The 26593-nt window shown below is 66.6% G+C and carries 23 protein-coding genes and 1 tRNA gene; 7 read left to right on the forward strand and 17 right to left on the reverse strand.

The genetic code is table 11. The features are described 5' to 3' along the window. Nucleotides 1-63 precede the first annotated feature (63 nt). Together ACLBKU_RS06260 and ACLBKU_RS06265 are read left to right on the forward strand one after the other, a co-directional pair. Nucleotides 64-3882, forward strand: a complete 3819-nt coding sequence (locus ACLBKU_RS06260) for an efflux RND transporter permease subunit (RefSeq protein WP_410178669.1) — start codon at nt 64-66, stop codon at nt 3880-3882. 45 nt (nt 3883-3927) lie between these two features. After that, a complete protein-coding gene (locus tag ACLBKU_RS06265) occupies nt 3928-5220 on the forward strand; it encodes a DUF445 domain-containing protein (protein WP_410178670.1) in 1293 nt (430 codons plus the stop codon). Nucleotides 5221-5235: 15 nt separating this feature from the next. Here ACLBKU_RS06265 and ACLBKU_RS06270 read toward each other — a convergent pair whose 3' ends face one another. The 5 genes from ACLBKU_RS06270 to sucC all read right to left on the reverse strand — a co-directional run bounded on the left by ACLBKU_RS06270 (nt 5236) and on the right by sucC (nt 10326). After that, a complete protein-coding gene (locus ACLBKU_RS06270) occupies nt 5236-6120 on the reverse strand; it encodes an energy transducer TonB (protein WP_410178671.1) in 885 nt (294 codons plus the stop codon). A 125-nt stretch (nt 6121-6245) separates the two neighbouring features. Beyond that, complete coding sequence (locus ACLBKU_RS06275; protein ID WP_410178672.1) at nt 6246-7181, reverse strand: energy transducer TonB; 936 nt, start codon at nt 7179-7181, stop codon at nt 6246-6248. Nucleotides 7182-7252: 71 nt separating this feature from the next. Further along, nucleotides 7253-8182 carry an electron transfer flavoprotein subunit alpha/FixB family protein gene (locus ACLBKU_RS06280; protein ID WP_410178673.1) on the reverse strand — a complete coding sequence of 310 codons (930 nt, stop codon included), beginning with the start codon at nt 8180-8182 and terminating at the stop codon, nt 7253-7255. Nucleotides 8183-8207: 25 nt separating this feature from the next. Next, on the reverse strand, nt 8208-8957 hold the full coding sequence (locus tag ACLBKU_RS06285; protein WP_410178674.1) for an electron transfer flavoprotein subunit beta/FixA family protein: 750 nt from the start codon (nt 8955-8957) through the stop codon (nt 8208-8210). A 169-nt stretch (nt 8958-9126) separates the two neighbouring features. Further along, nucleotides 9127-10326: an ADP-forming succinate--CoA ligase subunit beta gene (sucC, locus tag ACLBKU_RS06290; RefSeq protein ID WP_410178675.1), complete on the reverse strand. Its 1200-nt coding sequence runs from the start codon at nt 10324-10326 to the stop codon at nt 9127-9129. A gap of 113 nt (nt 10327-10439) precedes the next feature. Here sucC and ACLBKU_RS06295 point away from each other — a divergent pair, with 113 nt between their 5' ends. Beyond that, nucleotides 10440-11216 (forward strand): 3'(2'),5'-bisphosphate nucleotidase CysQ, encoded by a 777-nt coding sequence (locus tag ACLBKU_RS06295; RefSeq protein ID WP_410178676.1) that lies wholly within the window; start codon nt 10440-10442, stop codon nt 11214-11216. 314 nt (nt 11217-11530) lie between these two features. Here ACLBKU_RS06295 and ACLBKU_RS06300 read toward each other — a convergent pair whose 3' ends face one another. Next, on the reverse strand, nt 11531-12229 hold the full coding sequence (locus tag ACLBKU_RS06300) for an OmpA family protein (RefSeq protein WP_410178677.1): 699 nt from the start codon (nt 12227-12229) through the stop codon (nt 11531-11533). A gap of 203 nt (nt 12230-12432) precedes the next feature. Here ACLBKU_RS06300 and ACLBKU_RS06305 point away from each other — a divergent pair, with 203 nt between their 5' ends. After that, a complete protein-coding gene (locus ACLBKU_RS06305; protein WP_410178678.1) occupies nt 12433-13731 on the forward strand; it encodes a hemolysin family protein in 1299 nt (432 codons plus the stop codon). 205 nt (nt 13732-13936) lie between these two features. Here the strand turns inward: ACLBKU_RS06305 and ACLBKU_RS06310 are convergent, their stop codons facing one another. The 9 genes from ACLBKU_RS06310 to ACLBKU_RS06350 all read right to left on the reverse strand — a co-directional run bounded on the left by ACLBKU_RS06310 (nt 13937) and on the right by ACLBKU_RS06350 (nt 22115). Then, a complete protein-coding gene (locus tag ACLBKU_RS06310) occupies nt 13937-14353 on the reverse strand; it encodes a DUF3035 domain-containing protein (RefSeq protein ID WP_410178679.1) in 417 nt (138 codons plus the stop codon). After that, nucleotides 14346-14882, reverse strand: a complete 537-nt coding sequence (lspA, locus tag ACLBKU_RS06315; RefSeq protein ID WP_410178680.1) for a signal peptidase II — start codon at nt 14880-14882, stop codon at nt 14346-14348. The genes ACLBKU_RS06310 and lspA overlap by 8 nt, the downstream gene beginning before the upstream one ends. Beyond that, on the reverse strand, nt 14879-17881 hold the full coding sequence (gene ileS, locus ACLBKU_RS06320; RefSeq protein ID WP_410178681.1) for an isoleucine--tRNA ligase: 3003 nt from the start codon (nt 17879-17881) through the stop codon (nt 14879-14881). The genes lspA and ileS overlap by 4 nt, the downstream gene beginning before the upstream one ends. Nucleotides 17882-18009: 128 nt before the next feature. After that, nucleotides 18010-18951 (reverse strand): bifunctional riboflavin kinase/FAD synthetase, encoded by a 942-nt coding sequence (locus tag ACLBKU_RS06325; RefSeq protein WP_410178682.1) that lies wholly within the window; start codon nt 18949-18951, stop codon nt 18010-18012. After that, nucleotides 18951-19439 (reverse strand): dihydrofolate reductase, encoded by a 489-nt coding sequence (locus ACLBKU_RS06330; RefSeq protein ID WP_410178683.1) that lies wholly within the window; start codon nt 19437-19439, stop codon nt 18951-18953. Before ACLBKU_RS06330 ends, ACLBKU_RS06325 begins: the two co-directional genes overlap by 1 nt. After that, a complete protein-coding gene (locus tag ACLBKU_RS06335; protein WP_410178684.1) occupies nt 19436-20569 on the reverse strand; it encodes a 5-(carboxyamino)imidazole ribonucleotide synthase in 1134 nt (377 codons plus the stop codon). The genes ACLBKU_RS06330 and ACLBKU_RS06335 overlap by 4 nt, the downstream gene beginning before the upstream one ends. A 50-nt stretch (nt 20570-20619) precedes the next feature. Beyond that, nucleotides 20620-21111: a 5-(carboxyamino)imidazole ribonucleotide mutase gene (gene purE / locus ACLBKU_RS06340; protein WP_410178685.1), complete on the reverse strand. Its 492-nt coding sequence runs from the start codon at nt 21109-21111 to the stop codon at nt 20620-20622. Beyond that, the gene (gpmA, locus tag ACLBKU_RS06345; RefSeq protein ID WP_410178686.1) at nt 21111-21797 is read right to left on the reverse strand and encodes a 2,3-diphosphoglycerate-dependent phosphoglycerate mutase; all 687 of its coding nucleotides are present in this window, start codon (nt 21795-21797) and stop codon (nt 21111-21113) included. Before gpmA ends, purE begins: the two co-directional genes overlap by 1 nt. A gap of 123 nt (nt 21798-21920) precedes the next feature. Then, nucleotides 21921-22115 carry a hypothetical protein gene (locus tag ACLBKU_RS06350; RefSeq protein WP_410179019.1) on the reverse strand — a complete coding sequence of 65 codons (195 nt, stop codon included), beginning with the start codon at nt 22113-22115 and terminating at the stop codon, nt 21921-21923. 55 nt (nt 22116-22170) lie between these two features. Between ACLBKU_RS06350 and ACLBKU_RS06355 the strand changes: the two genes are divergently transcribed. Both ACLBKU_RS06355 and ACLBKU_RS06360 read left to right on the forward strand, forming a co-directional pair. Beyond that, nucleotides 22171-22245: transfer RNA gene (locus ACLBKU_RS06355), tRNA-Thr, on the forward strand. An 88-nt stretch (nt 22246-22333) separates the two neighbouring features. Next, nucleotides 22334-23536, forward strand: a complete 1203-nt coding sequence (locus tag ACLBKU_RS06360) for a DUF6538 domain-containing protein (RefSeq protein WP_410178687.1) — start codon at nt 22334-22336, stop codon at nt 23534-23536. A 34-nt stretch (nt 23537-23570) separates the two neighbouring features. On the opposite strand, the gene ACLBKU_RS06365 is transcribed toward ACLBKU_RS06360, so the two are convergent. Continuing rightward, nucleotides 23571-24167 carry a recombinase family protein gene (locus ACLBKU_RS06365; RefSeq protein WP_410178688.1) on the reverse strand — a complete coding sequence of 199 codons (597 nt, stop codon included), beginning with the start codon at nt 24165-24167 and terminating at the stop codon, nt 23571-23573. Nucleotides 24168-24267: 100 nt separating this feature from the next. Between ACLBKU_RS06365 and ACLBKU_RS06370 the strand changes: the two genes are divergently transcribed. Beyond that, nucleotides 24268-24471, forward strand: coding sequence for a hypothetical protein (locus ACLBKU_RS06370; RefSeq protein WP_410178689.1), 204 nt, complete (start codon nt 24268-24270; stop codon nt 24469-24471). Nucleotides 24472-24575: 104 nt separating this feature from the next. Here the strand turns inward: ACLBKU_RS06370 and ACLBKU_RS06375 are convergent, their stop codons facing one another. Next, a complete protein-coding gene (locus ACLBKU_RS06375) occupies nt 24576-26576 on the reverse strand; it encodes an ATP-binding protein (RefSeq protein ID WP_410178690.1) in 2001 nt (666 codons plus the stop codon). Nucleotides 26577-26593: the final 17 nt, after the last annotated feature.

Raw genomic sequence — 26593 nt, forward strand, 5'->3', positions numbered from 1 at the left:
TCCCGCCCCGCCGCTTCCGGCGGGATAAGGCGAGCGACCGGCGACATCACAGGCAGAACTTTCATGGCACTCAAGGACATCTCGGCCTGGTCGATCCGCAATCCCGTCATTCCCCTGGTGTTCTTCACCGGGCTGCTGATCGCCGGGATCGTCAGCTTCAAGTTCATGGACGTGACCAACAACCCCGACGTCGATTTCCCGGCGGTGACGGTCAACATCTCGCAGCCCGGCGCCTCGCCGACCGAGATCGAGAACCAGATCACTCAGCGCGTCGAGAGCGCGCTGCGCTCGATCAACGGGGTCAACTCGATCCAGTCGACCGCGCGCGAGGGGAGCTCGAACACCTTCGTCGAGTTCGAGATCGGCACCGACCTCATCGAGGCGGTCAACGAGGTCGAGACCGCGATCGACGGCGTGCGCGGGAGCCTGCCCGACGGGATCCTCGAGCCGCGCGTCTCCAAGGTCAACGTGGTGGGCGAGGCGATCGGCTACGTCGCGGTCGAGGCCGACGACATGACCCTCGAACAGCTCAGCTGGTTCATCGACGACACCGTCGCCAAGCGCCTGCTCAAGATCGACGGGATGGCCGAGGTCGGCCGCTTCGGCGGGGTCGACCGGCAGATCGAGGTGATCCTCGATCCGGCGCGGATGCAGTCCTTCGGGGTCACCGCCTCGCAGATCAACGCGGCGCTGCGGCAGAGCAACCTCGACGCGGCGGGCGGCCTTGCCGAGGTCGGCGGCACCCGCCAGTCGCTGCGCGTGCTCGGCAATTCCGACTCCGCCTACGCCCTGTCGCAGACTCAGGTGCAATTGGGCGGCGGGCGCACCGTGCGCCTCGCTGACGTCGCCACGGTGCGCGACGGCTATTCCGAGCGCACCTCGATCAGCGAGGTCGGCGGCAAGGAGGTCGTCAACTTCTACATGAACCGCGCGCGCGGCGCCTCGGACCTCGCGGTCTACGACGCGGCGCTCGCGGAGATGGACAAGATCGAGGCCGAGAACCCCGGCATCAAGTTCATCAAGCTCTCGACCAGCACCACCTACACCCGCGGCCAGTACAAGTCCTCGATGTGGGCGCTGGTCGAGGGCGCGGTGCTCGCGGTGATCGTGGTGTTCGTGTTCCTGCGCGACTGGCGCGCGACCTTCATCAGCGCGGTCGCGATCCCGCTCTCGGCGATCCCAACCTTCTGGTTCATGGACCTGCTCGGCTTCAACTTGAACTTCCTCTCGCTGCTCGCGCTCGCGCTGGTGGCGGGGGTGCTGGTCGACGACGCGATCGTGGAGATCGAGAACATCGTCAGACATATGCGGATGGGCAAGACCGCCTATCAGGCCTCGATCGACGCCGCCGACGAGATCGGCCTGCCGGTGGTCGCGACCAGCTTCTGCATCGTCGCGGTGTTCCTCCCCGTCGGGTTGATGCCGGGCGTCTCGGGCCAGTTCTTCCAGAACTTCGGGATCACCGTGGTGGTCGCGGTGCTGATGAGCCTTGCGGTCGCGCGCATGGTCACCCCGCTGATGGCGGCCTATTTCCTCAAGGCCAAGGGCCACGCCGAGCACGGCGGCGGGCGGATGATCGACACCTACATGAGCGTGCTCGCCTGGACGCTCGACACCGGCAAGATGGCGGTGCGCCGCGCCGGCCTCACCGGGCCGCGCGGGCGCCTGCCCTACGTCTTTGCACTCCTGCTGGTGGTGATCGCCCTGCTCGCGGTGCCGGCGGCGGCGATGTTCACGAGCTTCAAGGCCATCAACGGCCTCGGCCTTCCCAAGACCATCGCCGCCGCCGTGACGAGCGACACCAACAGCACCCTGTTCTTCCTCGTCGCCAAGATCTTCGAGGTGACGCAGGTGCTGCTGGTGTCGCTGCTGGCGCTTGCGGCGTTGCTGCTTGCCTTCAAGGCGATCGAGGGCCTCTCGCCGCTGCTGCGCTCCTCCGCCTTGCCGGCGAAGGTGCTCGGCATCCTGCTCGGCGTGCTCGGGGTGCTGGCCTCCGCCGCGGCCGGCTTCGTCATCGTCAGCGCGATCTTCGGCGCGATCGCCGGATCGCCCGCCGACCCGCAGGCCGGCCAGCAGGCGGCGCAGGCGAACCAGGCCTTCTCGCTCGACCTGGCCTCGATCGACATGGCCGCATGGACCCCCGTCAAGGTGCTCGGCTACGTCCTCGCGCTGGTCGCGGGCCTTGCCGCCGGCGTCGCCGGCTTCTTCGGGGTGCGCCGCGTCGCCGCCAACCCGCGCTCGGTCGACTACCTCACCGCGCGCTTCTACGACCATCGCATCTGGATGCTGGGGATCGGCTGGTTCTCCTTCCTCGTCACCGTGCTGCTGTTCGGCCAGATTCCCGGCCAGTTCCAGCCGACCATCGACGACGAGAACAGCCAGGTGACGATCGAGGTCGTCCCCGGCACCACGCTCGCCCAGACCAAGCGGATCGTCAACGCGGTCGCCAACGAGCTGCGCAAGGAGCCCGAGGTCGAGCGGATGCTCGAGCGCATCCGGCTCGGCGATGCCTCGACGATCTTCGTCAAGCTCAAGGACGACCGCGAACGCACCTCGATCGAGTTCGAGCGCGAGCTGGGCGCGAAGCTCGCCCGCTTCCCCGACGCGCGGGTGCGCTTCCAGTCGCAGTCGGGCGGGTTCGGCTCGGGCCGCGACATGACGGTGATGCTCGCCGGGTCCGATCCGGCGAAGCTCGAGGAGACCGCGCTCAAGCTGGTCGAGCAGATGAAGGGCCTGCGCACCCTCGTCGCCCCGCGCATCAGCGCCGACCTCAACCGGCCCGAGATCATCATCACCCCGCGCGAGAAGATCGCGGCCGAACTCGGCGTCACCACCGCGGCGCTGTCGCAGACGATCCGCATCGCGACGCTCGGCGAGATCGAGCAGAACGCGGCGCGCTTCTCGCTGTCGGACCGCCAGATTCCGATCATGGTGCGCCTGTCGGACGAGGCGCGCGGCGACTTCACCACGATCCAGAACCTCCCCGTCCCGCTCGCGAACGGGGGCTCGGTGCCATTGAGCCGCGTCGCCGACATCAGCTTCGGCTCGGGCCCGACCGCGATCCAGCGCTACAACCAGAACCGCCGCGTGCTGGTCGGCGCGGACCTCGCTCCGGGCGTGCTCAAGGGCGAGGCGCAGGCGCAGATCGACGCGCTGCCGGTGCTCCAGAACCTCCCCGTCGGGGTGATCCGCGACGTGGTGGGCGAGGAGGAATGGCAGCAGGAGCTGATCCGCAACCTCATCATCGCGATCGTCGCCGGGGTGCTGCTGGTCTTCGCGGTGCTGGTGCTGCTCTACAAGCGGTTGATGAGCCCGCTCGTCAACATGAGCTCGCTCGCGCTGGCGCCGCTCGGGGGCATCCTGCTGATCTGGCTGATCGGCCAGCCGCAGTCGATGCCGGTCTATATCGGTATCCTGCTGTTGCTGGGGATCGTGTCGAAGAACTCGATCCTGCTGATCGACTTCGCGATCGAGGAGATGAACAAGGGCATTCCCAAGCTCGAGGCGATCATGGACGCCGGGCACAAGCGCGCCCAGCCGATCCTGATGACCACCATCGCGATGACCGCAGGGATGGTCCCGGTCGTGGTGAACGGCTATTTCGGCGGCGGCGACGGCGCGTGGCGCGAGCCGATGGGCTGGGTGGTGATCGGCGGGCTGGTGCTCTCGACGCTGCTCACCCTGCTGATCGTGCCGGCGGGCTTCAGCCTCGCCGACAGTTTCGAGAAGCGCGTCGGGCCGTGGCTGCGGGCGCGCCTGCTCACCTATCGCCCGGGCGACGACACCCGCGGGGTGGTCGATCCCGAGCCGGACCTGCCCTTCCCGGGCGTCCCCGGCGCGATCCCTGCGCGGCGCCTGCCGCCGGGCGAGCCGGCGGAATGACCTAAGAGGGTGACGGACCGGCCCCCGCCGGTCTAAGGCACGGACATGGCGACGCGTCCCTCAAGGCCCCTGACCTTCGGCGGCCAGCCGCTCACGGTCGACCGCGCAAAGCGGATGCGCTGGACCGCGACCGGGATGCTGGCGGCGATGGCGGTGCTGTTCGTCGCCACCCACGGCCTCGCGACGAGCGGCGCACACCCCGCCTGGGGCTATGTCCACGCCTTCGCCGAGGCCGCGATGGTCGGCGGCCTCGCCGACTGGTTCGCGGTGACGGCGCTGTTCCGCGCGCCGCTCGGCCTGCCGATCCCGCACACCGCGATCATCCCCGAGAACAAGGACCGCATCGCCGACACGATGGCGGCGTTCCTGCGCGAGAACTTCCTCACCCCTGCGGTGGTCGCGCGGCGGATGGCGGGGATGAACATCGCCAAAGCGGCGGGCGAGTTCCTCGCCGCCTCGCCCGAGAGAGGCGGGGACGAACGCTCGCGCATCACCTCGGGCGCCGCGGAGCTGCTCGCCGAGGTGCTCGAATCTCTCGACCCCGACCGGCTCGGCAACCAGGTGCGCTCGGGCCTTGCGGGCCAGCTCGCCAAGCTCGACGTCGCCCCGCTCGCCGGGCGGATGATCGAGAGCGCGATGGTCGACAAGCGCCACCAGCCGCTGATCGACGGCTTCGTGCGCTGGGCGGGCCTGACGATCGAGGACAACGAGGAAACCCTGCGCGAGATCATCCACCAGCGCGTCGCCGGGGTGCTGCGCTGGGCGGGGATCGACAAGACGATCTCCTCGAGCGTGCTCGACGGGCTCTACAAGCTCCTCGCCGAGGTGCTGGTGAACCCCGACCATCCCCTGCGCGGCAAGATCGAGGAGGGGCTGGCGAAGCTTGGGCAGGACTTGCAGCACGACCCCGAGACCCGCGCCAAGGTCGAGGACATGAAGCGCGACCTCATCGCCAACCCCGCCGTCGCGGTGTGGTGGACGGGGGTGTGGGAGCGGATGCGCCAGTCGCTGATCCGCCGCGCCCGCGATCCCGAGAGCGGGATGGGCGAGGAGATGCGCTCGATGCTGTCCGAGCTCGGCCAGGCGCTCCAGCAGGACGCGCGGCTGCAACACCAGATCAACCGCTTCGCCCGCCGCACGGCTGTCGGCATCGCCACCCGCTACGGCGACCAGATCGTCCGGCTGGTGTCGGAGACGGTGAAGCGCTGGGACGCGACCACCATCACGGGACGCGTCGAGGGCGCGGTGGGGCGCGACCTCCAGTTCATCCGCATCAACGGCACACTGGTGGGCGGGCTCGTCGGGATGGCGCTGCACGCGGCGAACAGGGTGCTTTAGGCGCCCCCGCGCCGGTCACTTACCCACTTGGTAGACGATGCTCTCCGCGTGGTAGGAGCGCATCGGCTTGCCTTGCGCGTCGCGCGCGGGCTCGAAGCGGGCCAGCGCCATCGCGCGGCAGGCGGGACTGTCGAGCCGGTCCGCATTGGTCGCCTTGAGGATCGCACAATCCTCGACCTTGCCCTCGGCGCTGACGATCACCCGCAAGCGCATGATCCCCTGCTCGCCGGCGGACAAGGCGTCGCGCGGGTAATCGGCGACGATCCGCCGCACCACCGCGTCGCGGTTGGTCCAGCGCGGCAGGCTCATGGCGGTGCGGTGCGCCTCGATGTCGAGCCCCCAGGTGCCGACGAGGTCGAGCGCGCAGCGATCCAGCACCTCGAAGGCGGCGTCGAGCGGGCCGGTCTTGAGCCGGATCTCGTCGCCGCGCTGCTTGAGCGACACGAATTCGACCGCCTTCGCGCCCGGCTTGTCGAGCGCCGGGATGCCGCCGACCGTGTCCTCCTCCTTGTCCTCCGCGTCGGTCCCGCCACGGCCGTCGATCCTCACCGAGGAATAGACCACCGCGTCCCCGTAGCCCTCGACGTTCCCGGTGAACGGCTCGGTCCTGCGCGGCTGCTGCCCGGCGGCGAAGGCGAGGGCGGTGGGCTGGCGGCTGCGGAACCGCTTGAACGAGGGACCGGCCGCGGTCATGCCCACCCGCCCGCTCGGCCAATACTGCTCGAAGAACAGGAGGTGGCGGTTCTCCCCTTCGCCGAAAATCCGCGCCAGCCGGCACTTGGTCTCGCCGAAATCGACGTTCCAGGGGCTGCTCGAGGCGAGTTCGACGATCTCGGCCCGGGCGGGAGCGGCGGCGAGGACGAGGGCGCAAAGGGCGGCGGCAGTGATAGTGGAACGCATAAGAAAACCTCCGGCAGGCGGGCAACCTGCCGGAGGTTCGTGACAATGAAAAGTCGCTTGCGATGAACCGCTTAGAGCGCGTTCGTCAGCTCCGGCAGGGCGCGAGAGCGCCGCCCGGCCTCGCCTCAGTCCCTGAGCTTGTAGGTGATCCGCGTCGTCCAGAGGCTCGCGACCGGGTTCCCGGCGCTGTCGCGCGCAGGGTCGAACTTGGCATTCTGGAGCAGCAGCAGGCAGGCCGTCTCGTTGAACGAGACAGGGCCGCTATAGCTGATCACCTCGCAGAAGGTCGGGCTGCCCTCCTTGTTGATCGTCAGGCGCACGCCCACCGATCCCTGTTGCTGGGCCAGGGCAAGGTGGCGCGGATAATTCTCCTGGAGCTTGGCCGCCCAGACGCGCTGGTCGACCGGGTATGCCTGCCGTCCGCCCGAAGCCGGGCCATTCTGCTGCAGACGGCTGACCAGGGCTTCCGTGCAGGTCCGCAGCTCCCCCATCATCGGCAGGAAGCGGTCGAGCTCGAGCGTGATCGGGTCGACCACTCCTCCCGACAGCTCGAGCGCGTCGATCCGGGCGAGGCGGCGCTTGATCGTGTCCTCGGAGGCCATCTCGGACGCCGCCGATTGCGCGATGTCGACGCTCTCCTCCCCGGTGGCGGGCTGCTCGGCCAGCGTTCCGCTGCTCCCGGTCTCCGCGAGAAGCGAGACCGGCTGGACCCCGAACATGCCGAGCACCGGGCGGCCCTTGCTCGATTTGGCGGTGATGAAGTTGCGCTCAACCAGCTCGCCGGGCGTGAAACCGACCCGGATGGTGGCGCCGAAGGGACTGCGCAGCGGGCGGCCGATCAGGGTGAGGTTGAGCCCCGGGCCGGGGCCGCCCTTGTCGATCCAGAGCGTCACGACATCCTCGCCCGATCCGAACTCGCGGATCATCCGGCACTTGTCGTCATAGGCGCGCAGCTCCCAGCCGGAGGTCGGCTTGAGCCGGAGCGGCTCGGCGAGCGCAGGCGTGACGGCGCTGGCGGCGACGCCGAAGCCGAGAAGACAGGAGAGTGTGCGAGCAAGCATGAGAAAACCCCCGACAACGCCGAGCTTGCCGGAGGTTCCGAATATTCTCAAGCCCTTGAGCGTTCGACCGTTCAGAGCGCGTTCGTCAGCTCCGGCACCGCGGTGTAGAGGTCCGCGACGAGGCCCACGTCGGCGACCTGGAAGATCGGGGCGTCCTCGTCCTTGTTGATGGCGATGATGACCTTGGAATCCTTCATCCCTGCAAGGTGCTGGATCGCGCCCGAGATGCCGATCGCAAAGTAGACTTCCGGGGCGACGATCTTGCCGGTCTGGCCGACTTGGTAATCGTTGGGAACGTAGCCCGCGTCGACCGCCGCGCGGCTCGCGCCGATCGCGGCGCCGAGCTTGTCGGCGAGGGGCGTGATGATCGCCTCGAAGGTCTCGGCGTCCTTGAGCGCGCGGCCGCCCGAAACGATGATCTTGGCGCTGGTCAGTTCGGGGCGCTCGCTCTTGGCGATTTCCGAGCTGACGAAGCTCGAGGTGCCCGCGTCACCGGGGCCGGTGACGGCCTCGATCGTGCCCGAACCGCCCTCGGTCGCGGCCTTCTCGAAGGCGGTGCCGCGCACGGTGATGACGAGCTTGGCGTCGGTCGATTCGACGGTGGCGATGGCGTTGCCGGCGTAGATCGGGCGGGTGAAGGTCCTGGGCCCCTCGACCGAGAGGATTTCCGAGACCTGCATCACGTCGAGATGCGCGGCGACGCGCGGGGCGACGTTCTTGCCCTGGGTGGTCGCGGCGGCGAGGAAGGCGTCGTGATCGGCCATCAGCGCGGCGGCGAGCGGGGCGACGTTTTCGGCAAGGCCGTTGGCATAGGCCGCGTCGTCGGCGACGTGGACCTTGCCGACGCCCGCGATCTTCGCGGCTGCCTCGGCGACCGAACCGCAGTTGTGGCCGGCGACCAGCAGGTGCACTTCGCCGAGCTGTGAGGCGGCGGTCACGACCGCGAGGGTCGCGTCCTGCACCTTGGTGTTGTCATGTTCGACGAGAACGAGAGTCTTCATCTCTTGGGTTCCTTGTCCGAAAGCCTTAGTCGGCGATGCCGAGGGTCTTGAGCTTGCCCACCAGCTCGGCGACATCGGCGACCTTGACGCCGGCCTGGCGCACGGCGGGTTCCTGCACCTTCAGCGTCTTGAGGCGCGGGGCGAGGTCGACGCCGTAGTCGGCGGCGGTCTTGGTCGCGAGCGGCTTCTGCTTGGCCTTCATGATGTTCGGCAGCGAGGCGTAGCGCGGCTCGTTGAGGCGCAGGTCGGTGGTGACGATCGCGGGGAGCGCGAGCTTCACGGTCTGAAGCCCCCCGTCGACTTCGCGCTTCACCGTCACGCTGTCGCCTTCAACCTCGACGGTATTCGCAAAAGTGCCCTGCGGACGGCCCATGAGGGCTGCTAGCATCTGGCCGGTCTGGTTCGAATCGTCCGAAATCGACTGCTTGCCGAGGATCACCAGGCCCGGCTGCTCTTCATCGGCAATGGCCTTCAAAATCTTGGCGACCGCCAGCGGCTCGACCTCTTCGTCGGTCTCCACCAGGATCGCGCGGTCGGCGCCCATCGCGAGCGCGGTGCGCAGGGTTTCCTGCGCCTTGGCCGGGCCGATCGACACCGCGACGATCTCGGTCGCCGCGCCCTTTTCCTTGAGGCGGATGGCTTCCTCGACCGCGATCTCGTCGAACGGGTTCATGCTCATCTTGACGTTGGCGAGATCGACGCCCGAGCCGTCGGCCTTGACCCGCGGCTTGACGTTGTAGTCGATCACCCGCTTGACGGGGACGAGGATCTTCATGGCTTGTCCTTCCTCTCAAAGAATCACGTGGACGCCTCTCAGCGCCTTTGGCCGCCCGCCTAGCTTGCGTTTACGTAAACGTCAAGCGAGGCGGGCCGCTGTTGGAATGCGCAAAGTTGATACGAGACAACCTGCGCACCGTATGAACTATGTGAACGAAGGCCCCCGATCAGGCGGCCTTCTTCACTTCCGCGACGATCTTCTGCGCCGCATCGCCGAGGTTGTCGGCGGGGACAATCGCGAGGCCCGAATTGGCGAGGATCGCCTTGCCTTCGGCCACGTTGGTGCCTTCGAGGCGCACGACCAGCGGAACCTGGAGGTTCACGTCCTTCGCCGCCTGCACGATCCCGTTGGCGATCACGTCGCACTTCATGATCCCGCCGAAGATGTTGACGAGGATGCCCTCGACCGCCGGGTCCTTGAGGATGATCTTGAAAGCCGCGGTGACCTTCTCGGTGGTGGCCCCGCCGCCCACGTCGAGGAAGTTCGCCGGGAAGGCGCCGTTGAGCTTGATGATGTCCATCGTCGCCATCGCGAGGCCGGCGCCGTTGACCATGCAGCCGATGTTGCCGTCGAGCTTGATGTAGGCGAGGTCATATTCGCTGGCTTCGACTTCGGCCGGGTCTTCCTCGGTCTCGTCGCGCAGGGCTTCGATGTCGGGGTGGCGGTAGAGGGCGTTGCCGTCGAAGCTCATCTTGGCGTCGAGCACCAAGAGCTTGCCGTCCTCGGTTTCGACCAGCGGGTTGATTTCCAGCATCTCGCAATCGGTGGCGAGGAAGGCGTCGTAGAGCTGCTTGGCGAGCTTCTGCGCCTGCTTGTTGAGATCGCCCTGGAGCTTGAGCGCGAAGGCCACAGCGCGGCCGTGGTGCGGCTGGAAGCCCTGCGCGGGGTCGATCGAGAAGGTGGTGATGAGGTGCGGCGTGTCATGCGCCACGGTCTCGATGTCCATCCCGCCCTCGGTCGAAACGACGAAGGCGACGCGGCCCGTCGCACGGTCGACCAGCAGCGAGAGGTAGTATTCCTTGGCGATGTCGACGCCGTCGGTGATGTAGAGGCGGTTGACCTGCTTGCCCGCGTCCCCCGTCTGGACGGTCACCAGCGTGTTGCCGAGCATTTCCTCGGCGTGGGCACGCACTTCATCGAGGCTCTTGGCGAGCCGCACGCCGCCCTTGGCGTCCGCGCCGAGTTCCTTGAACTTGCCCTTGCCGCGTCCGCCCGCGTGGATCTGCGCCTTGACCACGTAGAGCGGCCCCGGAAGCTGCTTGGCGGCCTCGACCGCTTCCTCGACGCTCAGGGCCGCATGGCCCGCCGGGACCGCGATGCCGTGCTTCGCGAGGAGTTCCTTGGCCTGGTATTCGTGGACGTTCATGGCGTGTCGATCCCTTTTCGCAAATCCTGGGGAGAGGTTTGTCTGCGCGGGGCCTAAGCACGGATCGGCAGGCTTGAAAAGTGCTCTGTGCAGGGCCAACACGCTAGGCTCTCATGATTGACAGGGAACACCTTGAGGCCATCGTCCGCGAGGCGGGCAGGATCGCCCATTCGCGCTGGCCGGGGGCGGGGCACAGCTTGCACAGCTGGGACAAGACCCCGGGCAGTCCGGTGAGCGAGGCCGATCTCGAGGTCGATCGCTTCCTCAAACGCGAGCTGATGCGCCTGCTGCCCTCGGCCGCCTGGCTCTCCGAGGAGACCGCCGACGACAAGGCGCGCACCGGCAGCAGCCTCATCTGGCTGGTCGACCCGATCGACGGCACCCGCGACTTCGTGCGCGGGCGCGCCGGGTGGGCGGTGTCGGTCGCGCTGGTGAGCGCCGGACGCCCGCTGATCGGGATGCTCGCCGCCCCGGCGCGGGGCGAGGAGTGGCTCGCGGTGGCGGGGCAGGGGGCGAGCCTCAACGGCGCCCCGATCCGGGCGAGCCAGCGCTCCGAGTTCGCCGGGGCGCGGGTGCCGACCGTGTCGCTCCCGCGCGAGGACAGCGACCTCGTGGCGGTCGAGCAGCCGAACTCGATCGCATTGCGGATCGCAATGGTCGCCGCCGACCGCGCCGACCTCGTGGCGACGCTGCGCTGGGGCTACGAGTGGGACATCGCCGCCGCGACCCTGATCGCGCGCGAGGCGGGGGCCGAGGTCACCGACGCCTTCGGCCGCCCGCTCGCCTACAACAAGCACGATCCCCGCGACTTCGGGGTGCTGGTGTGCTCCCCCGCAATCCACGCCGCGGCGGTCGAGCGGCTGGCGGAACGGGCGAAGGCGCTGCGGTAGGTTTCACGCGGAGACGCGGAGACGCGGAGGGGTTGCGCCCCGGCGAAGCCGCATGATTCCTCGCTCCGAAGATGCGCGCGCGGCGTTGCGAGGCGCCGAACCCTCTGCGCTCTCTGCGTCTCTGCGCGAGAATCTTTTCACGCAGAGACGCAGAGAGCGCAAAGGGGGTGTGCACCACCGATGGGGCGCGATCGCGTCCGATGCGATGATGCGGCTTCGCCGTTCCGAGAATCCTCCGCGGCTCCGCGTCTCCGCGTGAAACAACAAGGGGCCGCCCTTGCGGGCAGCCCCTCTCGATGGCTTGCCGCCGCGGATCAGTTCCCGCTGCGGGCCTTGCTCACGTCGTCCTGGCTGACCGGGATGATCTTGATCTCGACCCGGCGGTTGAGCGGCTCGTTGATGTTGTCGCCGGTCTTGACCCTGAGGTAGTCGTACTGCTCGCCGTAGCCGCGGGTCGCGATGCGCGCCCGGGCGACGCCGCGCGCGGCGAGGTAGTCGGCAACCGCCTGCGCGCGCTGCTCCGAAAGGCGCTGGTTGGTCGCGGGAGCGCCGGTCGTGTCGGTGAAGCCGTAGACGTCGATCAGGCTGTTCGGATACTTCACCAGCGTCTCGGCGACCGAGTTGAGCGTGTCGTAGAACCCCGGGTTGATCTGCGCCGAGCCGGTCGCGAAGGTCACCCCGTCGGGCAGGCGCACGAGGATCGCGTCCTGATCGCCCACTTCCTCGACGTCGACGCCGCTCCCGGCGGTCTGCTCCTTCAGTTCCTTGATCTGGTCGTCGTACTGCTTGCCGATGATCGCCCCCGCCGAGCCGCCGATCCCGGCGCCGATGATGCGCCCCGTGTCGCCGCCGATCGCGCCGCCCAGCAGGTAGCCGAGCGTGCCGCCGAGGCCGGTGCCGATCGCGGTGCGCGAGATCTTCTTCTCGCCGGTGTTGGGGTCGGTGACGCAGGCGCTGGTGCCCAAGAGGGCGAGCGCGGCGGTGCCCGACAGCAGGATGCGCGAGAAAGTCATGAGCCTTACCTCCTTCTTATTGTCATTGCCGCCGACCAGCCCCCCTGCGGGATGCGCGAAGTCGTCGGTGAACCGAGGCTATATCTCCTGCATGGCGATTCCTTGATCCATGTTGAACAAGCCAGCCCCCGCGCCGCCGCATCCCCGGTGCGGACCGTGACGCATGGCTGGCAAGCCCCGAGGATTGTGCTAGCGCGAGGAGCGTGACACCTTTTCCTTGGACCGATCTTGCGATCATCGTCGCGCTCGTCGTGCTCAACGGCGTTTTCGCGATGTCCGAGCTCGCGATCGTCTCGGCCAAGACGAGCACGCTCGAAATGCGCGCCGAGGGCGGCTCGGTGAGCGCGCGGATCGCGCTGGCGCTGGCGGCCGAGCCGGGCAAGTTCCTCTCGACTGTGCAGATCGGCATCACCCTCATCGGCATCATCGCGGGCGCCTATTCGGGGGCGAGCCTCGGCGGGCCGGTGGGCGAGCGGCTCCAGGCGCTGGGGCTCCCGGCGGAATATGCCGAGACCACGGGCTTTGCGGTGGTGATCGCCTTCACCACCTATCTCAGCCTCATCATCGGCGAGCTCGTCCCCAAGCAGCTCGCCCTGCGCGCCGCGGTGCCGGTGTCGCTGGTGATGGCGCGCCCGATGGCCTTCATGGCCCGCGCCGCGGCGCCGCTGGTGTGGCTGCTCGACGCCAGTTCGACCGCGCTGATCCGGCTGCTCGGCCTCAAGGGCAGCGACGATGCCTCGGTCACCGCCGAGGAATTGAAGATGATCTTCGCCGAGGCGAGCCGCTCGGGGGTGATCGAGGCCGAGCAGCGCCAGATCCTCACCGGCGTCGTGCGCCTCGCCGAGCGCCCGGTGCGCGAGATGATGACGCCGCGCACCGAGGTCGACTGGATCGCCGCCGACGCCGACCCGCAGGCGATCCGCGAGCGGATCGAGGGCAGCACCCACTCGCTGCTCCCGGTCGCGGACGGCTCGCCCGACACGATCCTCGGCGTGGTCAAGGTGCGCGACGTGCTCGCGGCGATGGTGGCGGGCCGTGCGGTGCCCCTGCGCGCGATGATGCGCAAGGTCGAGGTCGTCCCCGACCAGCTCGACGCGATGGACGCCCTGAGGGTGCTGCAATCGGCTGAAGTGGCGATGGCGGTGGTGCACGACGAATACGGGCACTTCGAAGGAATCGTCACCCCGGTCGACCTCCTCACCGCGATCGTCGGCAACTTCGCCAGCGACAGCGACGACGGCGACCTGCCCTCGGTGACCGAGCGCGAGGACGGCTCGCTGCTGGTCTCGGGCTCGCTTTCGGCCGACGCGCTCGCCGACCGGCTGGGGCTCGACTACGGCGAGGACCGCGAGTTCGGCACCGCGGCGGGCTATGCGCTCTCGGTGCTCAAGAAGCTGCCCCACGAGGGCGAGCACTTCACCGACCAGGGCTGGCGCTTCGAGGTGGTCGACATGGACGGCCGCCGCATCGACAAGCTGCTGGTGAGCCGGGCGGGGGAGTAGGGCTTTCCCGGACTCACGCGGAGACGCGGAGACGCGGAGCCGAAGGGGCGGCGCAGCCGCCTTTCATCACACAGAGCCACAAATGGAGGGCCCCGCAGAACACCCTCTTTGTGTCTTTGCGGCTTAGTGTGAGAGAAAACCCACGGCCGCTGGCGCGGCGGGCGCTTGCCTCCGCGTCTCCGCGTCTCCGCGCGATATGTTTCCGTCAGGCGCTCGGGATCGCGGTCGAGGCCGACTGGCCGTCGCCCTCGGGCGCGGCGATGATGTCGCGGGTGACGCGGCCCTTGGCGACGGTGTTGGTCCCGGTGTCGCCGACCTGCGAGCGGATCGAGGGGTCGGCGCGGCCGGCGCGGTCGATCGCGCTCGTCTCGACCTTGCTGCGCGGCGCGGGGCCGCCGAACAGCGCCTCGAGCGCCTGCTCGGACGCGGTGCCCTCGGAGGGGCGCGGGGCGCCGGGGGCGGGCGGGGTGAGCGTGAAGTCGGGCGGCACCACCAGCGGCGCCTGGCGCTGCACCGCGAACTCGTCGGGGCGCGCGCGGTTGAACACCCCGCCGCCGCTGCCGCAGGCAGCGAGCATCGCCGAGGCACCGGCCAGCAGGATCAGGGTTGCAGTCTTACGCATCTTGGGCCTCTCCACGGGGGGCGTCCCCGGCTTGTGTGTCCCCCTTGTCGCGCACCAGCAGGCTGCGCGCAAGGATGATGACGACGCCGATGGTGATCGCGGCGTCGGCGATGTTGAAGATCAGGAAGGGCCGGAAGGTCCCGATGTGGAAGTCGGCAAAGTCGATGACGTAGCCGAGCTCCCAGCGATCCTTGATGTTGCCGAGCGCCCCGCCGAGGATCAGCGCGAGCCCGGCGATGTCGCCGAGCTTGCGCTCGCGCATCATCCACACCAGCACGACGACGGCGATCGCCGCGGTCACCGCGACCAGCGCCCAGCGGGTCTCCATGCTGCTCGCCTGGAACATCCCGAGCGAGACGCCGCGGTTCTCGGTGTAGGTGAGGTCGAAGAAGGGGAGGAGGTCGATCCGACCCACGAACCTGAGGTCGAGCGGGCCGACGATCCAGAACTTCACCGCCTGGTCGACCAGCGCGACGAGGGCGGCGAGCGCAAGGCCGATCAGCCGGTTGCGGGTGAACAGCGCGCTCATGCCGCGGCGCTTTCGCCCGACGCCGCGACCACGCTCTCGCAGCGCCCGCACAGCGCGCCTTCCTCCGGCACGTCGGGCAGGAGCCGCCAGCAGCGGCCGCACTTGGCGTCGGAGGTCTTGGCGACGGTCACGCCCTCGCCCTGCCCGCGGGTCACTGTCGCGGTGATGAACAGCTCGGCGAGAGCTTCGTCCGAAACGCCTTCCGGCACGGCGGCGGCGGGAACGGCGACCTCGGCCTCGAGGCTCGAGCGGATGGTCTTGTCGCGGCGCAGCGGCTCGATGGCCTCGTTGACGCTGTCGCGAAGGGCGCGCAGGCTGTCCCACTTGAAGGCGAGGTCCCCATCCTGCCAGGCGGCCGGAGCTTCGTCGATCTCGAGCAGGTGGACGCTGCCGCCGTCGGGATAGCGGCTCAGCCACACCTCCTCGGCGGTGAACACCAGCACCGGGGCGGCGTAGCGGATGAGCCGTTCGAACAGGATGTCGAGCACCGTGCGATAGGCGCGGCGGCGCGGGTCCGCGGGATCGTCGCAGTAGAGCGAATCCTTGCGGATATCGAAGAAGAACGCCGAGAGGTCCTCGTTGCAGAAGTCGACGAGCGCGCGGACGTATTCGTTGAAGTCATAGGCGTGGATCGCCGCGTGAAGCGTGACGTCGAGCGCGTGCAGCTTGCCGAGGATGTAGCGCTCGAGCTCCGGCATCGCCGCGAAGTCGACGCGCTCCGCCTCGCTAAACCCGTCGAGCGCGCCGAGGAGGTAGCGGAAGGTGTTCCTGAGCTTGCGATACTGGTCGCCCACGCCCTTCAGGATCTCGTCGCCGATGCGGTGGTCCTCGGTGAAGTCGACCGACAGTGCCCACAGCCGGATGATGTCCGCGCCGTAGGTCTCCATCACCTTGATCGGATCGACCGTGTTGCCGAGCGACTTCGACATCTTCTTGCCCTTGGCGTCCATCGTGAAGCCGTGGGTGAGGATCTGGTCGTAGGGCGCCCGCCCGCGGGTGACGCAGCTTTCAAGCAGCGAGGACTGGAACCAGCCGCGGTGCTGGTCGGAGCCCTCGAGATAGAGGTCGGCGGGCCACTGGAGGTCGGGCCAGCGGCCGCTCTCCAGCACGAAGGCGTGGGTGCAGCCCGAATCGAACCACACGTCGAGAATGTCGGTGACCATCTCGAACTCCGCGGGATCATAATCGGGCCCGAGGAAGGCCGCCTTGTTGGCGCTGTTCCACGCGTCCATGCCCTCGGCGTTCACCGCCGCAACGATGCGGGCGTTGACCGCCGTATCCTGAAGGTAGGTGCCGTCGGGCCGCACGAAGAGCGTGATCGGCACGCCCCACGCGCGCTGGCGGCTGAGCACCCAGTCGGGCCGCCCCTCGACCATCGCGCCGATGCGGTTGCGGCCCTTTTCGGGGATGAACTGCACGCGCGCGATTTCGGCGAGGGCCACATCCCTCAACGTCCCCCTCCCGCCTGCGGGAGGGGTTAGGGGTGGGCCCGTCTCCGCACCGTCGTTCGCGGACGCGCCCACCCCCGACCCCTCCCGCAAGCGGGAGGGGAGTTCCTTGTCCATCGGCACGAACCACTGGGGGGTGCAGCGGAAGATCACCTTGGCCTTGGAGCGCCATGAATGCGGGTAGGAATGCGCGTAGTCCGCGCTCGCCGCGAGCAGCGCGCCTGCTTCCCGGAGATCGGCACAAATGGGGCCATCGGGCGCGTTGAATTTCGGGTTGATGACGCTCATCCGCCGCTCGTCCGCGCCGCCGAGCCAGCCCCAGTCGTCACGGTAGCGCCCGTCATTCATCACCGCGAAGACGGGGTTGATGCCGTTCGCCTTGCACAGCTCGAAGTCGTCCTCGCCGTGATCGGGCGCCATGTGGACGAGGCCGGTGCCGCTGTCGGTGGTGACGAAGTCGCCGGGCAGCAGCGGGCGCGGGGTGGCGTAGAAGCCACCGAGGTGGTGCATCGGGTGGCGGGCGAGGGTGCCGGCGAGTTCGGAGCCCTTGCCGGCCCAAACCGGTGTCGACAATCGAACCATCCAATACATCAGACGCTTCTCAGCATCCTCAAGAAGCGACTTCGCCAACAGAACTCGAGAGGGGAGCTTCTCGCGGTCGACGGACCAAGCGTCAGCCTGCTCCACGGTAACTTTCGTATCGTCGAACGCCCCGCCAAATGGCAGCAGCTCAACGAGCACATACTCAACCTCCGGCCCATAGGCCAAAGCCTGGTTCACCGGGATCGTCCACGGCGTCGTCGTCCAGATCACCGCGTGGGCGCCGACCAGTTCGGGGATCGGGCTCTCCACAATCTCGAACGCCACGTCGATCTGGGTCGAGGTGATGTCCTCGTATTCGACCTCCGCCTCGGCCAGCGCGGTCTGTTCGACCGGGGACCACATCACCGGCTTCGAGCCGCGGTAGAGGTTCCCCGCCTCGGCGAGCTTCAGAAGCTCGGCGACAATCACCGCCTCGCTCTCCTTCTGCATGGTGAGGTAGGGGTGGTCCCAGTCGGCCATGATGCCGAGGCGCTTCAACTGCGAGCGCTGCACGTCGACCCAGTGCTGCGCGTAGGCGCGGCACTCGTCGCGGAAGGCCTTGACCGCCGCCTCGTCGCGCCCGGCGCCGGTGAGCACGGGTTTGGGCTTCTTCTCCTTGCGGTACTGCTCCTCGACCTTCCACTCGATGGGCAGGCCGTGGCAGTCCCAGCCGGGCACGTAGGGCGCGTCCTTGCCGATCAGGTTCTGGGTGCGGCAGACCATGTCCTTGAGGATGTGGTTCAGCGCGTGCCCGATATGCATGTCGCCATTGGCGTAGGGCGGGCCGTCGTGGAAGATGAATTTTTCGCGCCCCTGGCGTGCGGCGCGAAGCTGCTCGTAGAGCCCGATTGCCTGCCAGCGCGCGGCGATGCCCGGCTCCTTCTGGGGGAGGCCGGCCTTCATGGGGAACTCGGTCTTCGGCAGGAAGACGGTGTCCCGGTAATCGCGCTGCGTAGGTTCGTCGGACATGGTGCGCGGGGCCTTAGCCTTTCATCCCGCAACTGCAAAGGCTCGTCATTGCGAGGAGCCGAAGGCGACGCGGCAATCCATGAACCGGCCTCGACCCATGACGCAACATAGCGCCATGGATTGCCGCGCTACGCTCGCAATGACGAGGAGAGAAGCCGACGCGCCTCGGCGCAATCCTTGTCCATCTGCGCGATCAGGGCCTCGAGGCTGTCGAACTTCGCCTCGCCGCGCAGGTAGTGGTGGAAGGCGATCTCGATCTCCTGCCCGTAGAGGTCGCCGGAGAAGTCGAAGAAATAGGGCTCGAGCAGCTCCTTGGGCGGTTCGAACTGCGGGCGGATGCCGATGTTGGCGGCGCCCTTGAGCACCTCGCCGGTCGAGAGGATGCGCCCCGTCACGGCGTAGATGCCGTATTTCGGGCGGAGGTAGTTCTCGACCCCGAGATTGGCTGTCGGATAGCCGATCGTGCGCCCGCGCTTGTCGCCGTGCTCGACGATGCCGCGGATCGCGAAGGGGCGGGAGAGGAGCCGCGCGGCAAGCTGCGGATCGCCGTCGCGCAGCGCCTGGCGGATGCGGCTCGAGGAGACGACCTCGCCATATTGCGCCACCGCCTCGACCACGCGCGATTTGAGCCCGAGTTCGCGGCCGAGCGAGCGCAGCAGGTCGACATTGCCCTTGGCGCCGCGCCCGAAGGTGAAGTCGCCCCCGGTCACCACCCCGTGCGCGCCGAAGCGCTCGATGAGGATGGCTTGAATGAAGTCCTCCGCGCTCGTGCCCGCAAGCTCGGCGTCGAAGTGGAACACCAGCATCGCGGTCGCCCCGGCGGCGAGGTAGAGCTCCTGGCGCTGCTCGAGGGTGCTCAGCCGGAAGGGCGGGAGCTCGGGCTTGAAGAAGCTCACCGGGTGGGGATCGAAGGTGGCGATGATCGAGGGGCGGCCCTCGGCGTGCGCCCAGCGGATCGCCTCGCCCGCGACCGCCTGGTGCCCGCGGTGGAACCCGTCGAAATTGCCGAGCGCGATGATTGCGCCCCGCATCGCGGCGGGGACGGGATCGCGGTGATCGAGCCAGCGCATCAGGCATCGCCTCGACGATAGGTGAGGAAGGCGAAGGCGGGCGTGTCGCCCTCGGCCGCATGATCCTCGCGCGCCACCTCGTGCCATTCCGGCCCGAGCGGCGGCATGAAGGTGTCGCCTTCGTAGTCGGCATGGATCTGGGTGAGCTCGACGCGGGTCGCGCGCGGCAGGAACGTCTCGAACACCGCCGCCCCGCCGATCACCGCGACTTCGCCCTCGCCCACGAGGTCGAGCGCCTCCTCGGGCGTGGCGGCGACCTCGGCTCCGCTCGCGCTCCAGCCGGCGTCGCGGGTGAGGACGATGTGGCGGCGGCCGGGGAGGAGGCCGGGCAGACTGTCGAAGGTCTTGCGGCCCATCACCATCGGCTTGCCCAGCGTCAGCGCCTTGAAATGCCGGAGGTCCGCCGGCAGCCGCCACGGCAGGTCGCCGCGGAGGCCGATCGCGCCATTGGCGGCGCGAGCGTAGATCAGCGCGACTTCGCGGCTCATGGGATGATGTGCCCGACCCGGGTGACGTGACCCATCTTGCGCCCCTCGCGCGCCTCGCGCTTGCCGTAGAGGTGGAGGTGCGGCTCGCCGGGCTCGGCGAGGATCCTGTGCGCCTCGAGCGCCTCCTCGCCGACGATGTTGCGCATCTCGATCGCCTCGAAGCGGGTCGCGGTGCCCCCCAGCGGCAGGCCGCAGATCGCACGGATGTGGTTCTCGAACTGGCTGGTGGCGGCGCCCTCGATGGTCCAGTGGCCCGAGTTGTGGACCCGCGGGGCCATCTCGTTGAACACCGGCCCCTCGCGGGTGGCGAAGAACTCGAGCGTCAGCACCCCGACATAGCCGAGCGCGTCGGCGACCTTCGCGGCGAGCGCGCGCGCGGCCGGCACCTGCGCCTCGACCAGCGCTCCGGCGGGCAGGATCGAGCGGGCGAGCATCCCGCCCTCGTGGAGATTCGCGGTCGAGTCCCAGAACCGGATGTCGCCGTCGCGCCCGCGGACGAGAATCACGGAGAACTCGGTCTCGTAGGTGACGAAGCCCTCGTAGACGCAAGCGACGCCCGGGAAGCGGATGCCGCTCGCCTCGAGCGCCGAGCGCACGCGCCACTGGCCCTTGCCGTCGTAGCCGTCGCGCGCGGTCTTGAGGATGCCCGGAGTGCCGATGCGGACGAGGGCCTCGGCGAAGTCCGCCTCGGTCTCGACCTGCGCATAGGGCGCAGGCTGTCCGCCGAGCGAGGCGGCGAAATCCTTCTCGCGCAGGCGGTCCTGCGCGATCTCGAGCGCCTTGACGGGGCAGGCGAGGAGGTCGGCGGGGAGCGCCTTCACGGCGGCGACGGGGACGTTCTCGAACTCCCAGGTCACCACGTCGCAGGTTTGCGCGAACTGCGCCAGGGCCTCGGCATCGTCCCATTCGGCGGTGATGAAGCCCGCGCAGGCATCGGCCGCGACATTGTCGCCCTCGGGCGCGTAGCCGATCGCCCGGTAGCCGAGCTGGAGTGCGGCGACCGCCATCATCCGGCCGAGCTGCCCGCCGCCGAGAATGCCGATGGTGGAGCCTGTTGCCAGCGCCAAACTACTTACCCCGTTCGCCCTGAGCTTGTCGAAGGGCCGTCCTTCGTTTCCGGCGCCGGGCATAAAGAAAAGTGCAGGCCTGGGGCAAGCTCAGGCCGAACGGAAATCCGCCTTCAGTCCTCCGGCACCTCGCCCACGCCCGCGCTGTTCGCCGCGCGCCAGTCCTGGAGGCGCTCGGAGAGGTCCTCGTCGCCCAGCGCCAGGATCGATGCGGCGAGCAGGCCCGCGTTCTTCGCCCCCGCCTCGCCGATCGCCAGCGTGCCGACGGGGATGCCGCCGGGCATCTGCACGATCGAGAGCAGGCTATCCATGCCGCTCAAAGCCTTCGACTGCACCGGCACGCCGAGCACCGGCAGGTGCGTCATGCTCGCGATCATGCCGGGGAGGTGCGCCGCGCCGCCCGCGCCGGCGATGATGACGCTGAACCCCTCGCCCTCGGCCCCCTTGGCGAAGGCCACCATCCGGTCGGGGGTGCGGTGGGCCGAGACGATCCGCGCCTCGTAGGCGACCTCGAGCTCGTCGAGCACCTCGGCGGCGGCCTTCATGGTGGGCCAGTCCGACTGGCTCCCCATCACGATCGCGACCCTGCCCCCGATGCTGTCCATCACGCGTCCTTCAGGTAGTAGCGCTCGCCGACGACCGCGCCGCTCTCGAAGTCGTAGACGATCGGCTGGCCGGTGGGAATCTCGAGCTCGGTGATGTCCGCGTCGGAGATCCCCGAGAGGTGCTTGACCAGCGCGCGCAGGGAATTGCCGTGCGCGGCGATGATGACGGTCTCGCCGCTCGCGAGCACCGGGAGGATCGCGCTCTCCCAAAAGGGCAGCACACGCTCAATGGTGAGCTTCAAGCTCTCGGTGTTGGGGATCGCGATCCCGGCATAGCGCGGGTCGCTGGCGAGATCGAACTCGCTCGCCGCCTCGAGCTCGGGCGGGGGAATGTCGAAGGAGCGGCGCCAGATCTTCACCTGTTCGTCGCCGTGCTTCGCCGCGGTCTCGGCCTTGTCGAGCCCGGTGAGCCCGCCATAGTGCCGCTCGTTCAGCCGCCAGTCCTTGACCTCGGGGATCCACAGCCGCCCCGCCGCCTCGAGCGCCAGGTGCAGCGTCTTGATCGCGCGGGTCTGGAGCGAGGTGAAGGCATAGGTCGGCAGCACCCCCTTGTCGCGCAGCAGGTGCCCCGCCGCGGTGGCCTCGGCGACGCCCTTGTCGGTGAGGTCGACATCCCACCACCCGGTGAAGCGGTTTTCGAGGTTCCACTGGCTCTGGCCGTGGCGGACGAGGATGAGCTTGGGCATCTTTACTCCGGTTGCCGCGCCGCCCGCTCTCCCGCCCTTCCACCCGGATGGTGACCCGATGGGATCCGGGTGGAAGGGCGGGGGAGCGGGCGGCTTGGTCCTCTAGAACAAGAGCGCGCTGCGTTAGCCTTCGCGCGGAGGATTGGGAAGGCCTTGCGTTCCATCCGATTCGCCAGTCGCCGAGCCAAGCGCGCGGGCCTGCGCCTTGCGCCGCCGCAGGTTCTCGCGGAGCTTGGCGGCGAGCCGCTCTTCGCGTGACATATTCTTGCGAGGCTCTTCACCCATGCGAAACGCCTTGGCGATAAGTGAGGCACCCATCAACCCCCGCTTGACATAGCGAGGCCGCGCGACAATAGGGCGCGCCTGTTCCGGCGCTGCTGTAGCTCAGTGGTAGAGCGCACCCTTGGTAAGGGTGAGGTCGGGAGTTCAATCCTCCCCAGCAGCACCATAACAACCCTCTGAATTGACGAAAAACTAAGGTTTTTCAAGGGTTCGGAGGATTGCGCCGCTACAAATCGGCGCTACATATGCGGCTCATGAATCACCTGCGAAAAACGACGGACGGCACATGGGAGGTGCGTATCGTCGTTCCGCCTGAAGTGCGCGGGGTGATCGGCAAGAACAATCTCACGAAGCGACTGGGACGGCTCACGAAATCCGAAGCCAACAATCGTGCTGCTCCCGTAATTGCGGAGTTTCAGGCGCGGATTGCAGCGGCTAGGGCAGGGGACGTCAACGCAGTTAGTCTGCCTGAGCGAGCTTCAGCGACCTCGGAGCAACCGACCGTCCGCCATGTATCCCTGCGAGCCTTGTTCGAAGGCTATATCGACGAGCGGAAGCCTGCCTCTGCGACAGTCAGGCGGTTCAGAGGGGTCATCGAGAGGTTCATCCGAGACGTCGGCCACGACAACGCGGCCCGCATTACTCCTCAGGATGTGGTGGATTGGAAGACGACCTTGTTGCAGTCGCTCTCGGGAAAGACTGTCAAAGAGGTCTATTTGTCCGCGTTGAAAGTCGTCCTCCGCTGGGGGAAGGACAACCTGAAGATTCCTACGAACCCTGCGGACGGCATCACTGTGCGCGTTCCCAAGGCCGAATATCTCAGGTCGCAAGGCTTCACAGCTGACGAAGCACGGAAGATTCTCCATGCTGCTCTGACGAATTGGTATGATGAACTACCTCCACATTATCGGCGAGCTAGGCGTTGGGTTCCTTGGATTTGCGCTTACAGTGGCGCGAGGGTTGGCGAAGTGACTCAAATGAGGGGGTGTGACGTCTTCGAGCGAGACGGTTGCTTGGTGATGCGCATCACCCCCGAAGCGGGATCGGTCAAAAACGGGAAGATGCGGCTCGTGCCTGTCCATGAGGATTTGCGGGCGCAGGGCTTCCTGTTGGCTGTTAAGTCAGCAGGCGACGGCCCGCTCTTTTACGATCCGAACGAAAAACGAAAGCATGACGATGTGAAGTATAAGTTGTGGGACAAGACAGCGGCCCATCTCAGGGATTTCGTTAGTGGACTGTTCGAAAATCTGGAGGTTGCTCCCAATCACGCGTGGAGACACACTTTCAGGACGATAGCTCGTGAGGCTGAGATGGACACGCCATGCGTCGATTATATTGTCAGTCATGCGCGGAAGAGTCAGGGCGACAAGTATGGTGATTGGACAATCAAGGCTAATGCCAAGCAAATGGCGAAGTTCCCGCGTTACATACTGAGCGACGAGGCTGCCACCGAGTAGCCCGCATGCACCCATGGCGCTTTTGTGTGAATCGCTACATTACGGGCTGGGCGGACATTCTGACTTTGACCCGATGAACCGAGCCCACACCGACGTTCAGCGCCTTCGCTGTCTTGTTGATCGAATTGCCCGCCGCGAGGCTCCGTTCGATCTTCTGGACAACAATAGGAGGTAGAGCGGGTCTCCCAAGCTTTTTCGTTGACCTCGCCAGAGACGCACGGACGCGCTCAGAGATCATGCATCGCTCGAACTCGGCGAAGACGGCGAGCATCTGGAACATTGCCCTTCCTGAAGGGGTCGATGTGTCGATTGCTTGTCGATGAAGATAAAGATCGACACCTCTGGCGTTGATCTCGGTGAGGAAGGACACGAGATGCTGGAGCGAGCGTCCGAGGCGATCCACCGACCAACATGCGATGAGATCGATCTCCCTCCGCGCGACCATTTTCATCAGCCGATCAAAGGCGGGCCGCTGTTCTCGACCTTTCGCACCTGAGATGCCTTCGTCTGCCAGTTCCTCGACGATTTCCCAGCCCGCCCGCTGAGCGACGAGAAGCAGTTCGTGCCGCTGGTTTTCGACAGTCTGGGAATCGGTAGAAACCCTCAGATAAAGCGCTGTCCGTTTGGTCATTCCAGACGCTTCTCATACTTTTGGAATGCGTCAAGTAGTTCTTTTAGTTCGCCTTTTCGCACGCTCCAAGGTATGCGCCCGCTCTGGAAGGAGAGCGTCGATGTCCACCGAGATCGTCCGCGACAGATACAACACCATCATCGGCTACATCGAGACGACGCCGACGAAGGTCATCGGACGCGACAAGGAGCGCAGGATCGTCGGCTTCTACCGCACGAGCGACGATTACACCCGTGACCATGTGGAAAGGATTGTGGGGCGGGGGAACCAACTTGTCGCGCTGATCCATCGTGGACGGCAATAGACGCGGTTGCGGCGCGGTGCGGGCGAGGAGGTTCCGCCATAACCGCTCGACCTCCGATAGCAGGCTGTCGTTCGGCTCCGCCTGATTAGAGGCGCTGACGTGGTTCAGCCGATTTTGAGCTTCTCGAAGAATATCGCATTGCGCATCTGGGCGTCCTTCAGGAGCTTATCCCAACTAATTACCTCGATATACAGGTTGATATTCTTCCGCCAATCATACCATCCCTGCCGATCTGCCATCGGGGTGAAGTTCTTGGTGAACTCAAGCCATTTTTGAACCTTCGGTGTCAGGTCACACACGACGTAACCATAGAATGGTGTCGTCTCGCCCACATTGATGTTTCGACCTGAACTGTTTCGCACAGTGCCTTCACGGATCAGATTTACGTAACGGACGATCTGCTCAATCGGGTCTTCTCGCGAAGATGCGTTCACGAAATCGTCGCGCTGCGGCTTCTTGAACTCGAAGATCGTGACGGGGTTGCTGGCATCATTTTCACCTCGAAAGACGACAGGCCGATTGAAAATCGTTACGTCCGTGCGATCCAAGCTCGATGCCTCCGTGGGCTTGTCCGAGATCACATAGGACGCGAAGTTTAGCCTTTCATCGAGCATCCATAGGTTGTGGGAGTCGAAGTCCAGTTCGTCGCTGTCGGTTCGCCTCTGAATGATGATATCATGCACGTCCCCTTCGGATCGATACTTGCCGTCTTCCCCAACCTCTAAAGCCCGAGCAAACAGGTCAAGAACGCATCGGCGCAAGGAAACGTAGTGGATTAGCTCGCTTTTGCTTGTCTCCGAGATGCTCGCCACGACCGCAGCGACCTGATCATCGAGCGCTGCGCCCTCGTCGGCGCGCAGGATCGCGGACACCCGATCTCTGGTCGAAAGCTCCTTTTCGAACTTGGCTCTTTGCAGGGTAAGCTCGATGTCCCGAGGGGAAGGGTTCATCGGGAGTGCGCTGAAATCGGCCTCTCTGCTGAGCGTTCGATGCCACGGAGCCTGAGTCTCGACATAATCGATAATCTTGGCTTGCTTGCGCTCGCGGCGCGCCGCGATCTCGTCGCCGACAACCGACTGTGCGATCTCCGCCGCCTGCTGTTCGATCTGGCTTTGCGAAATGCCGTTGAAGAGATCGGAGTCAGCCTGAAAACGGAACTCGCCCCGTTCAAGGGACACGTTGTCGTTGAGGTAGTCGCCGAAGACATAGACCTTGATGACGAAGTTGCGCCCCTTTGTCGCGCCTTCATCAGCGTCTGGCTCGTAGAACTCTTCCGAAAACTCGGGAATATAATTCTGCAATTGGTTCTCGGTGACCTCGCGGCGATGGGCGACCAAGCTCACCTTGCTGCGGCTCGACCTCGGCGCGAAGAACTTGAAGATTCGAACCCTGAAGGTCTTTTCCCCGTCCGTCGAAGGGAAGGTGAACGTCGGGTTGGGAACGGGAAGCTCAACGATCTGCGATGTTTCGCTGCTAAGGTAATCATTGAGCGGTAGGGGTGGTGCCGACGTGCCTGCGTCGCGTATGACGATGCGGGGGCACGACGTGTCCACGAAGTAGGGGAGCAGACGTTCGACGAGGACGCGGCTGATCACCTCTAGCCCCTTGTCGGGGAACTTGACCGACTTCACGCCAGAAATCTCGACGGCAGAGCCCGTGGCGCTGGCTTCTGACGGCGTGTCCACCTCATCGACGATGATGTCGTTGCCCAGACCCATCGAAAAGGTGCGCTGGCGGAAGTTTCCATCCATCTCATAGGTGCTGACGACGTTCAGCCGCTCGAAGTATTTCAGGCAGGTGAAGCGTCCGAAGCCCTTGCCGCCCTCCTGCGCCTTCAGGTCGGTATACAGCGTGTCGAACGCATCCCGATTCTTCTGGGTGAAGCCGATCCCATTGTCCTTGACGATGAAGCCGTCCACATCCTCCATGCGGTCTGTGAGGTCTGCCTGACCGTTGCGGAGCACCTCGATCTCGACGAGACCGTTGCACTCCTTCTTCTGTTCGACTGCCTGAATGCCGTTGACGACGAGTTCAACCAGAGGGGTGTAGCTGTTGGTTCCTGACCGAATGTTCTCGACCAACCGCTTGATGTTGACGTTGCTCATGGCAGATCGCCAAGCTG

Source organism: Erythrobacter sp. NE805, assembly GCF_046452355.1.
Classification (GTDB): Bacteria; Pseudomonadota; Alphaproteobacteria; order Sphingomonadales; family Sphingomonadaceae; genus Erythrobacter.

Bases quoted from the DNA above. Each gene is read 5' to 3' on its own strand.
- ACLBKU_RS06260 (WP_410178669.1), top strand. From the start codon at position 64: ATGGCACTCAAGGACATCTCGGCCTGGTCGATCCGCAATCCCGTCATT.
- ACLBKU_RS06265 (WP_410178670.1), top strand. From the start codon at position 3,928: ATGGCGACGCGTCCCTCAAGGCCCCTGACCTTCGGCGGCCAGCCGCTC.
- ACLBKU_RS06270 (WP_410178671.1), bottom strand. From the start codon at position 6,120: ATGCGTTCCACTATCACTGCCGCCGCCCTTTGCGCCCTCGTCCTCGCC.
- ACLBKU_RS06275 (WP_410178672.1), bottom strand. From the start codon at position 7,181: ATGCTTGCTCGCACACTCTCCTGTCTTCTCGGCTTCGGCGTCGCCGCC.
- ACLBKU_RS06280 (WP_410178673.1), bottom strand. From the start codon at position 8,182: ATGAAGACTCTCGTTCTCGTCGAACATGACAACACCAAGGTGCAGGAC.
- ACLBKU_RS06285 (WP_410178674.1), bottom strand. From the start codon at position 8,957: ATGAAGATCCTCGTCCCCGTCAAGCGGGTGATCGACTACAACGTCAAG.
- sucC (WP_410178675.1), bottom strand. From the start codon at position 10,326: ATGAACGTCCACGAATACCAGGCCAAGGAACTCCTCGCGAAGCACGGC.
- ACLBKU_RS06295 (WP_410178676.1), top strand. From the start codon at position 10,440: ATGATTGACAGGGAACACCTTGAGGCCATCGTCCGCGAGGCGGGCAGG.
- ACLBKU_RS06300 (WP_410178677.1), bottom strand. From the start codon at position 12,229: ATGACTTTCTCGCGCATCCTGCTGTCGGGCACCGCCGCGCTCGCCCTC.
- ACLBKU_RS06310 (WP_410178679.1), bottom strand. From the start codon at position 14,353: ATGCGTAAGACTGCAACCCTGATCCTGCTGGCCGGTGCCTCGGCGATG.
- lspA (WP_410178680.1), bottom strand. From the start codon at position 14,882: ATGAGCGCGCTGTTCACCCGCAACCGGCTGATCGGCCTTGCGCTCGCC.
- ileS (WP_410178681.1), bottom strand. From the start codon at position 17,881: ATGTCCGACGAACCTACGCAGCGCGATTACCGGGACACCGTCTTCCTG.
- ACLBKU_RS06325 (WP_410178682.1), bottom strand. From the start codon at position 18,951: ATGCGCTGGCTCGATCACCGCGATCCCGTCCCCGCCGCGATGCGGGGC.
- ACLBKU_RS06330 (WP_410178683.1), bottom strand. From the start codon at position 19,439: ATGAGCCGCGAAGTCGCGCTGATCTACGCTCGCGCCGCCAATGGCGCG.
- ACLBKU_RS06335 (WP_410178684.1), bottom strand. From the start codon at position 20,569: ATGCCCGGCGCCGGAAACGAAGGACGGCCCTTCGACAAGCTCAGGGCG.
- purE (WP_410178685.1), bottom strand. From the start codon at position 21,111: ATGGACAGCATCGGGGGCAGGGTCGCGATCGTGATGGGGAGCCAGTCG.
- gpmA (WP_410178686.1), bottom strand. From the start codon at position 21,797: ATGCCCAAGCTCATCCTCGTCCGCCACGGCCAGAGCCAGTGGAACCTC.
- ACLBKU_RS06350 (WP_410179019.1), bottom strand. From the start codon at position 22,115: ATGGGTGCCTCACTTATCGCCAAGGCGTTTCGCATGGGTGAAGAGCCT.
- ACLBKU_RS06360 (WP_410178687.1), top strand. From the start codon at position 22,334: ATGAATCACCTGCGAAAAACGACGGACGGCACATGGGAGGTGCGTATC.
- ACLBKU_RS06365 (WP_410178688.1), bottom strand. From the start codon at position 24,167: ATGACCAAACGGACAGCGCTTTATCTGAGGGTTTCTACCGATTCCCAG.
- ACLBKU_RS06370 (WP_410178689.1), top strand. From the start codon at position 24,268: ATGTCCACCGAGATCGTCCGCGACAGATACAACACCATCATCGGCTAC.
- ACLBKU_RS06375 (WP_410178690.1), bottom strand. From the start codon at position 26,576: ATGAGCAACGTCAACATCAAGCGGTTGGTCGAGAACATTCGGTCAGGA.